Annotated in this window: 9 protein-coding genes; all 9 read left to right on the top strand. The window is 32.9% G+C overall.

Going from position 1 to position 12363, the window contains the following annotated elements; genetic code table 11:
• The first annotated feature begins 3 nt into the window (after positions 1 to 3).
• Complete coding sequence (ribF, locus tag JV528_RS11420; protein ID WP_000864178.1) at positions 4 to 975, top strand: riboflavin biosynthesis protein RibF; 972 nt, start codon at positions 4 to 6, stop codon at positions 973 to 975.
• A 114-nt stretch (positions 976 to 1089) separates the two neighbouring features.
• The gene (gene rpsO, locus JV528_RS11415) at positions 1090 to 1359 is read left to right on the top strand and encodes a 30S ribosomal protein S15 (protein ID WP_001018328.1); all 270 of its coding nucleotides are present in this window, start codon (positions 1090 to 1092) and stop codon (positions 1357 to 1359) included.
• 367 nt (positions 1360 to 1726) lie between these two features.
• A complete protein-coding gene (pnp, locus tag JV528_RS11410) occupies positions 1727 to 3823 on the top strand; it encodes a polyribonucleotide nucleotidyltransferase (protein WP_000076685.1) in 2097 nt (698 codons plus the stop codon).
• Positions 3824 to 4059: 236 nt separating this feature from the next.
• Complete coding sequence (gene rnjB / locus JV528_RS11405) at positions 4060 to 5733, top strand: ribonuclease J2 (protein WP_000052590.1); 1674 nt, start codon at positions 4060 to 4062, stop codon at positions 5731 to 5733.
• Positions 5734 to 5989: 256 nt separating this feature from the next.
• Positions 5990 to 8359 (top strand): FtsK/SpoIIIE family DNA translocase, encoded by a 2370-nt coding sequence (locus JV528_RS11400; RefSeq protein WP_000035765.1) that lies wholly within the window; start codon positions 5990 to 5992, stop codon positions 8357 to 8359.
• 3 nt (positions 8360 to 8362) lie between these two features.
• Positions 8363 to 9076 (top strand): GntR family transcriptional regulator, encoded by a 714-nt coding sequence (locus JV528_RS11395; RefSeq protein ID WP_001293306.1) that lies wholly within the window; start codon positions 8363 to 8365, stop codon positions 9074 to 9076.
• Between the two features lie 30 nt (positions 9077 to 9106).
• Entirely contained in the window at positions 9107 to 10372 is a 1266-nt protein-coding gene (gene yfmF / locus JV528_RS11390; RefSeq protein ID WP_000089937.1) for an EF-P 5-aminopentanol modification-associated protein YfmF, read from the top strand.
• Positions 10372 to 11658: an EF-P 5-aminopentanol modification-associated protein YfmH gene (gene yfmH / locus JV528_RS11385; protein ID WP_000664769.1), complete on the top strand. Its 1287-nt coding sequence runs from the start codon at positions 10372 to 10374 to the stop codon at positions 11656 to 11658. The genes yfmF and yfmH overlap by 1 nt, the downstream gene beginning before the upstream one ends.
• On the top strand, positions 11658 to 12362 hold the full coding sequence (gene ymfI, locus JV528_RS11380) for an elongation factor P 5-aminopentanone reductase (protein WP_000646222.1): 705 nt from the start codon (positions 11658 to 11660) through the stop codon (positions 12360 to 12362). The genes yfmH and ymfI overlap by 1 nt, the downstream gene beginning before the upstream one ends.
• The last annotated feature ends 1 nt before the right edge of the window (position 12363 follow it).

The following is a 12363-nucleotide window of genomic DNA, read 5'->3' as shown; positions in this document are numbered from 1 at the left end:
TTTATGAAAGTCATAGAAGTGACACATCCTATACAATCTAAACAGTATATTACAGAGGATGTTGCAATGGCATTCGGATTTTTCGATGGCATGCATAAAGGTCATGACAAAGTCTTTGATATATTAAACGAAATAGCTGAGGCACGCAGTTTAAAAAAAGCGGTGATGACATTTGATCCGCATCCGTCTGTCGTGTTGAATCCTAAAAGAAAACGAACAACGTATTTAACACCACTTTCAGATAAAATCGAAAAAATTAGCCAACATGATATTGATTATTGTATAGTGGTTAATTTTTCATCTAGGTTTGCTAATGTGAGCGTTGAAGATTTTGTTGAAAATTATATAATTAAAAATAAAGTAAAAGAAGTCATTGCTGGTTTTGATTTTACTTTTGGTAAATTTGGAAAAGGTAATATGACTGTTCTTCAAGAATATGATGCGTTTAATACGACAATTGTGAGTAAACAAGAAATTGAAAATGAAAAAATTTCTACAACTTCTATTCGTCAAGATTTAATCAATGGTGAGTTGCAAAAAGCGAATGATGCTTTAGGCTATATTTATTCTATTAAAGGCACTGTAGTGCAAGGTGAAAAAAGGGGAAGAACTATTGGCTTCCCAACAGCTAACATTCAACCTAGTGATGATTATTTGTTACCTCGTAAAGGTGTTTATGCCGTTAGTATTGAAATCGGCACTGAAAATAAATTATATCGAGGGGTAGCTAACATAGGTGTAAAGCCAACATTTCATGATCCTAACAAAGCAGAAGTTGTCATCGAAGTGAATATCTTTGACTTTGAGGATAATATTTATGGTGAACGAGTGAACGTGAATTGGCATCATTTCTTACGTCCTGAGATTAAATTTGATGGTATCGACCCATTAGTTAAACAAATGAACGATGATAAATCGCGTGCTAAATATTTATTAGCAGTTGATTTTGGTGATGAAGTAGCTTATAATATTTAGAGTTGCGTATAGTTATATAAACAATCTATACCACACCTTTTTCTTAGTAGGTCGAATCTCCAACGCCTAACTCGGATTAAGGAGTATTCAAACATTTTAAGGAGGAAATTGATTATGGCAATTTCACAAGAACGTAAAAACGAAATCATTAAAGAATACCGTGTACACGAAACTGATACTGGTTCACCAGAAGTACAAATCGCTGTACTTACTGCAGAAATCAACGCAGTAAACGAACACTTACGTACACACAAAAAAGACCACCATTCACGTCGTGGATTATTAAAAATGGTAGGTCGTCGTAGACATTTATTAAACTACTTACGTAGTAAAGATATTCAACGTTACCGTGAATTAATTAAATCACTTGGTATCCGTCGTTAATCTTAATATGACGTCTTTGAGGTTGGGGCATATTTATGTTCCAACCTTAATTTATATTAAAAAAGCTTTTTACAAATATTAACATTTATTATATGTTAAGCTAATATTGAGTGAATAATAAGGTTACAATGAGATAAAGATGATATAAGTACACCTAGAGTAATAATCAAGATATTAAAAATAAAGTATGTTTTTTAAAAAATATAACTTATATTTATACTGATAAGGGTGGGACGATAAGTCTATTTTGTAAATAATAGATGGATATCCCGCTCTCTTTTTTCCAATTCAATATTTTATAACTAATATTAAAATACGATAATAAATGATATGATATAACTATTAGATTCAAGAGAGGAGATTTATAATGTCTCAAGAAAAGAAAGTTTTTAAAACTGAATGGGCAGGAAGATCTTTAACGATTGAAACAGGGCAATTAGCTAAACAAGCAAATGGCGCTGTATTGGTTCGTTATGGAGATACAGTCGTGTTATCGACGGCAACTGCATCAAAAGAACCTCGTGATGGAGATTTCTTCCCATTAACAGTGAACTATGAAGAAAAAATGTACGCTGCGGGTAAAATTCCTGGTGGATTTAAAAAGAGAGAAGGACGTCCTGGTGACGATGCAACATTAACTGCGCGATTAATTGATAGACCAATTAGACCTTTATTCCCTAAAGGATATAAACATGATGTTCAAATTATGAACATGGTATTAAGTGCAGATCCTGATTGTTCACCACAAATGGCTGCAATGATTGGTTCATCTATGGCGCTTAGTGTGTCGGATATTCCATTCCAAGGGCCAATCGCCGGTGTAAATGTGGGTTATATTGACGGTAAATATATCATTAACCCAACAGTAGAAGAAAAAGAAGTTTCTCGTTTAGACCTTGAAGTAGCTGGTCATAAAGATGCAGTAAACATGGTAGAGGCAGGCGCTAGTGAGATTACTGAACAAGAAATGTTAGAGGCGATTTTCTTTGGTCATGAAGAGATTCAACGTTTAGTTGATTTCCAACAACAAATCGTCGACCACATTCAACCTGTTAAACAAGAATTTATTCCAGCAGAGCGTGATGAAGCGCTAGTTGAACGTATAAAATCTTTAACCGAAGAAAAAGGACTTAAAGAAACAGTTTTAACATTTGATAAACAACAACGAGATGAAAATCTTGATAACTTAAAAGAAGAAATCGTCAATGAATTTATCGATGAAGAAGATCCAGAGAATGAATTACTTATTAAAGAAGTTTATGCAATTTTAAATGAATTAGTGAAAGAAGAAGTTCGACGTTTAATTGCAGATGAAAAAATTAGACCAGACGGCCGTAAACCTGATGAAATCCGTCCATTAGATTCTGAAGTTGGTATTTTACCTAGAACGCATGGTTCAGGTCTATTTACACGTGGTCAGACTCAAGCACTTTCAGTTTTAACGTTAGGTGCTTTAGGCGATTATCAATTAATTGATGGTTTAGGACCTGAAGAAGAAAAAAGATTCATGCATCATTATAACTTCCCAAATTTTTCAGTAGGTGAAACTGGTCCAGTACGTGCGCCAGGTCGTCGTGAAATTGGACATGGTGCGTTAGGTGAAAGAGCATTAAAATATATTATTCCTGATACTGCTGATTTCCCATATACAATTCGTATTGTAAGTGAGGTACTTGAATCAAACGGTTCATCATCTCAAGCGTCAATTTGTGGATCAACATTAGCTTTAATGGATGCGGGCGTACCGATTAAAGCACCAGTTGCTGGTATTGCTATGGGCCTTGTTACACGTGAAGATAGCTATACGATTTTAACTGATATCCAAGGTATGGAAGATGCATTAGGTGATATGGACTTTAAAGTCGCTGGTACTAAAGAAGGTATTACAGCAATCCAAATGGATATTAAAATTGACGGTTTAACACGTGAAATTATCGAAGAGGCTCTAGAACAAGCGAGACGTGGTCGTTTAGAAATAATGAATCATATGTTACAAACAATTGATCAACCACGTACTGAATTAAGTGCTTACGCGCCAAAAGTTGTAACTATGACAATTAAACCAGATAAGATTAGAGATGTTATCGGACCTGGTGGTAAAAAAATCAACGAAATTATTGATGAAACAGGCGTTAAATTAGATATTGAACAAGATGGTACTATCTTTATTGGTGCCGTTGATCAAGCTATGATAAATCGTGCTCGTGAAATCATTGAGGAAATTACACGTGAAGCGGAAGTAGGTCAAACTTATCAAGCCACTGTTAAACGTATTGAAAAATACGGTGCGTTTGTAGGCCTATTCCCGGGTAAAGATGCGTTGCTTCACATTTCACAAATTTCAAAAAATAGAATTGAAAAAGTGGAAGATGTATTAAAAATCGGTGACACAATTGAAGTTAAGATTACTGAAATTGATAAACAAGGTCGAGTAAATGCATCACACAGAGCATTAGAAGAATAATATTTAAAGTCATATGACGACAATGTATCGTCATGTGATTTTTTTTATGCCATTTTTTACGAAGTGACCCATTTTGAATTTGTTGCATTGAACATTTTAAAACGCTTTATTATTTTGTGTGCAACTGTTAATTATCCTGTATGTATAGTGGTTAATAGTGTACATCAAGTGTTTTTTAACTTATAATGAATAGTGAGTTTATATATGGACGGGTAACAAATTTAGGAGGTAAGATTTTGAGTTTAATAAAGAAAAAGAATAAAGATATTCGCATTATACCATTAGGCGGTGTTGGCGAAATTGCTAAAAATATGTATATCGTTGAAGTAGACGATGAAATGTTTATGTTAGATGCTGGACTTATGTTTCCAGAAGACGAAATGCTAGGTATTGATATTGTTATACCAGACATTTCATACGTACTTGAAAATAAAGATAAATTGAAGGGTATATTCCTTACACACGGACATGAGCACGCGATTGGTGCAGTGAGTTATGTTTTAGAACAATTAGATGCACCAGTATATGGATCTAAATTGACAATAGCGTTAATTAAAGAAAATATGAAAGCCCGTAATATTGATAAAAAAGTTCGCTACTATACAGTTAATAATGATTCAATTATGAGATTCAAAAACGTGAATATTAGTTTCTTTAATACGACACACAGTATTCCTGATAGTTTAGGTGTTTGTATTCACACTTCATATGGTGCCATTGTGTATACAGGTGAATTTAAGTTTGACCAAAGTTTACATGGACATTATGCACCAGATATTAAACGTATGGCAGAGATTGGTGAAGAAGGCGTATTTGTCTTAATCAGTGATTCTACTGAGGCAGAGAAACCTGGATATAATACTCCGGAAAATGTGATTGAACATCATATGTATGATGCTTTTGCAAAAGTGCGAGGTCGCTTGATAGTTTCATGTTATGCTTCGAACTTTATACGTATTCAGCAAGTTTTAAATATTGCTAGCAAGCTAAATCGTAAAGTGTCATTTTTAGGAAGATCACTTGAAAGTTCATTTAATATTGCTCGTAAAATGGGGTATTTCGACATTCCTAAAGATTTGCTAATTCCTATAACAGAAGTTGATAATTATCCTAAAAATGAAGTGATAATTATAGCTACTGGTATGCAAGGAGAACCTGTAGAAGCCTTAAGTCAAATGGCGCAACATAAGCATAAAATTATGAATATCGAAGAAGGCGATTCTGTATTTTTAGCAATTACGGCTTCTGCTAATATGGAAGTTATCATTGCGAATACATTAAATGAGCTTGTACGTGCTGGCGCACATATTATTCCAAATAACAAGAAGATTCATGCTTCAAGTCATGGTTGCATGGAAGAATTAAAAATGATGATTAATATTATGAAACCTGAATACTTTATTCCTGTACAAGGTGAATTTAAAATGCAGATAGCACATGCGAAGCTAGCAGCTGAAGCAGGTGTTGCACCAGAAAAGATTTTCCTTGTGGAAAAAGGAGATGTCATTAATTACAACGGTAAAGATATGATATTAAATGAAAAGGTAAATTCAGGAAATATTTTAATAGATGGTATTGGTATTGGGGATGTAGGAAATATCGTGTTGAGAGACCGTCATCTTTTAGCAGAAGATGGTATCTTTATTGCTGTAGTAACGTTAGATCCTAAAAATAGACGTATAGCTGCGGGACCTGAAATTCAATCTCGTGGATTTGTATATGTACGTGAAAGTGAAGACTTATTACGTGAAGCAGAAGAGAAAGTACGTGAAATAGTAGAAGCTGGTTTACAAGAAAAACGCATAGAATGGTCTGAAATTAAGCAAAATATGCGTGATCAAATTAGTAAACTATTATTCGAAAGTACAAAACGTCGTCCTATGATTATTCCAGTAATTTCTGAAATTTAATCAAAAAGTCATTAACATAAAAGAGGTCAGAACAAGTCACCGAAATATAATGGTTGTCATGGACAATTTACTTATATTTTATGATGGTCAATTGAAAGGGGTAACGATTAATCTGTTATCTTAAGTAAATTGATACATAGATGATATTGTTCTAACCTCTTTCATCGTCTGTTTGGACTACATATTCTAAACATCAAATAGGAAATTATATATAATAACGTCGTTTTAACTAAGGTAACATAAGGAGGTGCGTCAATTGGCACAAGCAAAAAAGAAATCGACAGCTAAGAAAAAAACAACATCAAAAAAAAGAACAAATTCGAGGAAAAAGAAGAATGATAATCCGATACGTTATGTCATAGCTATTTTAGTAGTTGTATTAATGGTGTTGGGTGTTTTCCAATTAGGAATAATAGGTCGTCTAATTGACAGCTTCTTTAATTATTTATTTGGGTACAGTAGATATTTAACATATATTTTAGTACTCTTAGCAACTGGTTTTATTACATACTCTAAACGTATTCCTAAAACTAGACGAACGGCTGGTTCGATTGTATTGCAAATTGCATTGCTATTTGTATCACAGTTAGTTTTTCATTTTAATAGTGGTATCAAAGCTGAAAGAGAACCTGTGCTTTCTTATGTGTATCAGTCATACCAACACAGTCATTTTCCAAATTTTGGTGGCGGTGTATTAGGCTTTTATTTATTAGAGTTAAGCGTACCTTTAATTTCACTATTTGGTGTATGTATTATTACTATTTTATTATTATGCTCAAGTGTTATTTTATTAACAAACCATCAACATCGTGATGTTGCAAAAGTTGTACTGGAAAATATAAAAGCTTGGTTTGGTTCATTTAATGAAAAAATGTCGGAAAGAAACCAAGAAAAACAATTGAAGCGTGAAGAAAAAGCGAGACTTAAAGAAGAACAAAAGGCACGTCAAAATGAACAGCCACAAATAAAAGATGTGAGTGATTTTACGGAAGTGCCTCAAGAAAGAGATATTCCAATTTATGGGCATACTGAAAATGAAAGTAAAAGCCAGAGTCAACCAAGTCGAAAAAAGCGAGTGTTTGATGCAGAGAATAGTTCGAATAACATCGTAAATCATCATCAAGCAGATCAGCAAGAGCAATTAACAGAACAAACTCATAACAGTGTTGAAAGTGAAAATACTATTGAAGAAGCTGGTGAAGTTACGAATGTATCGTATGTTGTTCCACCGTTAACTTTACTTAATCAACCTGCAAAACAAAAAGCAACATCTAAAGCTGAAGTACAACGTAAAGGACAAGTACTAGAGAATACATTAAAAGATTTTGGGGTAAATGCAAAAGTGACACAAATTAAAATTGGTCCTGCAGTAACTCAATATGAAATTCAACCAGCTCAAGGGGTTAAAGTGAGTAAAATTGTAAACTTGCATAATGATATTGCATTAGCTTTAGCAGCAAAAGATGTTAGAATCGAAGCGCCAATACCTGGTCGCTCTGCAGTAGGTATTGAAGTGCCAAATGAGAAAATTTCATTAGTTTCACTAAAAGAAGTTTTAGATGAAAAATTCCCGTCTAATAATAAACTAGAAGTTGGATTAGGAAGAGATATATCAGGTGATCCAATTACTGTTCCACTAAATGAAATGCCACACTTATTGGTGGCAGGATCGACGGGTAGTGGTAAATCTGTTTGTATAAATGGTATTATTACAAGTATTTTATTAAATGCTAAGCCGCATGAAGTTAAACTTATGTTAATCGATCCGAAAATGGTTGAACTAAATGTTTATAACGGAATTCCACATTTATTAATTCCGGTTGTTACAAATCCTCATAAAGCTGCTCAAGCTTTAGAAAAAATTGTAGCTGAGATGGAAAGACGTTATGATTTATTCCAACATTCATCAACTAGAAATATTAAAGGTTATAACGAATTAATCCGTAAGCAAAATCAAGAATTAGATGAGAAGCAACCAGAATTACCTTATATCGTTGTTATTGTAGATGAGCTTGCAGATTTAATGATGGTAGCTGGTAAAGAAGTTGAAAATGCGATTCAACGTATCACACAAATGGCACGTGCAGCAGGTATACATTTGATTGTAGCGACACAAAGACCTTCTGTGGATGTAATTACAGGTATCATTAAAAATAATATTCCATCTAGAATTGCTTTTGCTGTGAGTTCTCAAACAGATTCAAGAACTATTATTGGTACTGGCGGCGCAGAAAAGTTACTTGGTAAAGGTGACATGTTATACGTTGGAAATGGTGACTCATCACAAACACGTATTCAAGGGGCGTTTTTAAGTGACCAAGAGGTGCAAGATGTTGTAAATTATGTAGTAGAACAACAACAGGCAAATTATGTAAAAGAAATGGAACCAGATGCACCAGTGGATAAATCGGAAATGAAAAGTGAAGATGCTTTATATGATGAAGCGTATTTGTTTGTTGTTGAACAACAAAAGGCAAGTACATCATTGTTACAACGCCAATTTAGAATTGGTTATAATAGAGCATCTAGGTTGATGGATGATTTAGAACGCAATCAGGTAATCGGTCCACAAAAAGGAAGCAAGCCTAGACAAGTTTTAATAGATCTTAATAATGACGAGGTGTAAAAAATGTCAGAAATGAATGCGGTATATAACGTTAAACAATACATTTTAAATTTGATTAAGCAAAATAAATTGGAATATGGTGACCAACTTCCAAGTAATTTATCAATTGCCAGAGAATTAAATGTAAAAACCGACGATGTTTATGAAGCAATTCAGGCATTGATTACTGAACAAGTCATTAAAGATAATTTTGAAGAGGGCACAAGTGTTAAGTCACTGCCCCCTTTCTTTTATCCATTGAATGAACTTATAAGTATTGGGCAAATGATTAAAAATGCAGGATTTGAATGCGGAACTGAATACTTAAATTTTGATGAGCAACCAGCAACTATGTTAGATGCAAATTTGTTGAGCGTTGAAGAAGGATATCCAGTAACCATTATAGAACGATTACGAACTGCCGATGGAGAACCGGTCGTCTATTGTTTAGATAAAATTGCTAAAAAAGAATTAACATGTACAGAGTATCAAATGAGCAATGGATCGATACTAAGTGCGATAAAAGAACAAAGTAATCATAATATTTGTTACGCTGATACAGAAATTGAAGCGGTAAATTATGAACCTCGAATATCCGAAGTACTTAATGCTTCGCCACACGAAGGTTTGATTTTATTAAAAATTACGCACTACAATGAATTAGATGAACCTATTTTGTATTCATTAAATTATATGAAAAATAGCTTAGTTCAATTTAAAATCACTAGAAAAATATAGATTTAAGAAGATATAGAGGAGGCTATATATTTGAGTAGACAATCTCAACCAAATATACATATCAAAGTTTCACCAACAACTAAATTTAAAACAACTACTATAGTTTTTAAATTTATGGCACCTTTAGAATATGACACAATAACAGCTAGATCATTATTAAGCAAATTATTAGTTCGAGCAACTAAGAAATGGCCAACTGATAAGTCGTTTAATAATCACTTAGCCGATTTATATGGTGCGTATGTGAATAGTACAATTTCAAAATTCAAAGATCAGCATGTCATTACATTTTCATTAGAAATTGTTAATGAACGTTATTTAAGAAACGGTGAATCATTATTTAATCAAGGATTAGATTTATTACAAGAAATCATTTGGAATCCATTAATTGAAAATAAAGCATTCAATGATAATTTTGTTAACCAAGAGAAAACATTATTAGCCAAAAAAATAGAAGCAATGGTAGATAACAAAGCACAATATTCGTTTTTAAAATTACTCGACCATATGTTTGAAAATGAAGCATACAAATACTTATCTACAGGACAACTAGAACAAATCCCACATATTACTGCTGAAACACTATATCATACATATCAATCAATGATTAATAATGATCAATGTTCTGTTTATGTTGTCGGCAATGTAGAACCTGAAAGTGTTGAGAAACAAATACGTGAAAAATTTGCACTTAAACCATTCGATAAACATCAATTCCAACATTCTACTCATGATTTACATGATGAAGAAGTTGATTATATTGTTGAATATGATGACGTGGATCAAGCTAAATTAAATATGGGATACCGTTTTCCAACACAATATGGCCAAAGTGGATATGCTGCCTTTGTTGTATTTAACATGATGTTTGGAGGAGATCCTTCATCTGTTTTATTTAATGAAGTGCGAGAAAAGCAAAGTTTAGCGTACTCTATACATTCACAAATTGATGGCAAAAATGGCTATTTATTTGTTTTGAGTGGGGTTTCAAGTGATAAGTACGAAACTGCAAAAGACACTATTATAAGTGAATTTGAAAAAATAAAAGCAGGAGATTTCACTGAAGAAAAATTAGAGTTAGCTAAAAAAGTAATTATTTCTCATCGATATGAATCTGAAGATCGTCCGAAAAGTATTATAGAGATTATGCATAACCAAATATTATTAGAGCAACCACAAAGCAAAGAAACATTTATAAATGATATACAGAAGGTAAGTCGCGAAGATATTGTTTCTGTTGCTGAAAAAGCATTTTTAGATACAATCTATGTGTTGACAAAAGGAGGGGATAAATAATGAAAGAGCGTTATTATGAATTAATAGACGAAAGAGTATTCGAACAAGAATTAGAAAATGGTTTACGATTATTTATTATCCCCAAACCAGGTTTTCAAAAGACATTTGTCACTTACACTACACAATTTGGTTCATTAGATAATCAATTCAAACCCCTTGGACAAGACCAATTTGTTACTGTACCTGATGGAGTTGCTCACTTTTTAGAACATAAATTATTTGAAAAAGAAGAAGAAGACTTATTTACTGCGTTTGCTGAAGATAATGCACAAGCAAATGCGTTTACAAGCTTTGATCGTACAAGCTACTTGTTCAGTGCAACTGATAATATTGAAAACAACATTAAACGTTTACTTACAATGGTTGAAACGCCTTATTTTACAAAAGAAACTGTTGATAAAGAAAAAGGTATTATTGCAGAAGAAATAAAAATGTATCAAGAACAACCTGGATATAAATTAATGTTTAATACATTGCGTGCAATGTATCAACAACATCCAATACGTGTTGATATTGCCGGTAGTGTAGAAAGTATATACGATATTACAAAAGATGATTTGTATCTATGTTATGAAACGTTTTATCATCCATCAAATATGGTTTTATTTGTTGTTGGTGATGTGAATCCAGAAGAAATATGTCGAATAGTAAAACAACACGAGGATGCGCGTAATAAAGTTAACCAACCCAAAATCGAACGAGGACTCGTTGATGAACCGGAGGATGTTAAAGAAGCATTTGTTACTGAATCTATGAAAATTCAATCACCAAGACTAATGCTTGGTTTTAAAAATAAACCATTACAAGAAGCGCCTCAAAAATATGTACAACGTGATTTAGAAATGTCATTATTCTTTGAGTTAATTTTTGGGGAAGAAACAGATTTTTATCAGAATTTATTAAACGAAGGACTTATCGATGATACATTTGGTTATCAATTTGTACTAGAGCCGACGTATAGTTTTTCAATCGTGACAAGCGCTACTGAAGAACCAGATAAATTAAAAAAATTATTATTAGATGAGTTGCGTGATAAAAAAGGCAATTTCCAAGATGCAGAAGCATTTGAACTTTTGAAAAAGCAATTTATAGGTGAATTCATATCAAGTTTAAACTCACCTGAATATATTGCTAATCAATATACTAAATTGTATTTTGAAGGTGTTAGTGTGTTTGACATGTTAGACATTGTTGAAAACATCACGTTAGATAGTATTAATGAAACGTCATCGTTATATTTAAATTTAGATCAGCAAGTCGATAGTCGTTTGGAGATTAAAAAGTAATGAAAGCATTAGTATTAGGTGGTTCTGGTTCAATTGGTTCTGAGATAGTCAAACAATTATTAACTGATGGATTTGAAGTTTATGTGCAATATTATCGTACTGATATAAATGAATTAACTAGCAAATTTAATGATGATAAAGTTCATTTTATACAAGCGGATTTATCTCAAACAATTGATATTGACAAAACATTTGGTGACATTAAATCATTAGACTGTTTAATATATGCAAGTGGTCAGTCTTTATATGGTGTTTTACAAGATATGAAAGACCATGATATTGATGCATGTTATCAGTTGAATGTGTTGCAATTAATTCGATTATGTAGATATTTCGTTGATGTTTTACGTCAAAGTGACAATGGAAGAATTATTGTAATTTCATCAATTTGGGGTGAGACAGGAGCTAGTATGGAAACTATTTATTCGACGATGAAAAGTGCACAATTAGGTTTCGTTAAGGCGCTTAGTCAAGAGCTTGCACTAACATCAGTGACAGTAAATGCTATCGCACCTGGATTTGTAGCTGGTAATATGGCAAGTGAGTGGCAAGAAGATGAACTTCAAGCAATGATAACTGAATTACCACAACAGCGATTGGTTTTACCGAGTGAGGTTGCTCATACATGCGCCTATTTATATCACCCAAATGCTAGAAGTGTTACTGGAACTATACAGAAAGTTAATGGTGCTTGGTATATTTAAA

This window comes from Staphylococcus sp. GDB20D11A (assembly GCF_016893255.1).
GTDB lineage: Bacteria > Bacillota > Bacilli > Staphylococcales > Staphylococcaceae > Staphylococcus > Staphylococcus aureus.
This window is presented reverse-complemented; position numbering and strand designations above follow the sequence as displayed.

Coding starts and splice junctions, on each gene's coding strand:
- yfmH (WP_000664769.1), top strand. CDS start 10,372: ATGAAAGAGCGTTATTATGAATTAATAGACGAAAGAGTATTCGAACAA.
- ribF (WP_000864178.1), top strand. CDS start 4: ATGAAAGTCATAGAAGTGACACATCCTATACAATCTAAACAGTATATT.
- rpsO (WP_001018328.1), top strand. CDS start 1,090: ATGGCAATTTCACAAGAACGTAAAAACGAAATCATTAAAGAATACCGT.
- JV528_RS11395 (WP_001293306.1), top strand. CDS start 8,363: ATGTCAGAAATGAATGCGGTATATAACGTTAAACAATACATTTTAAAT.
- ymfI (WP_000646222.1), top strand. CDS start 11,658: ATGAAAGCATTAGTATTAGGTGGTTCTGGTTCAATTGGTTCTGAGATA.
- pnp (WP_000076685.1), top strand. CDS start 1,727: ATGTCTCAAGAAAAGAAAGTTTTTAAAACTGAATGGGCAGGAAGATCT.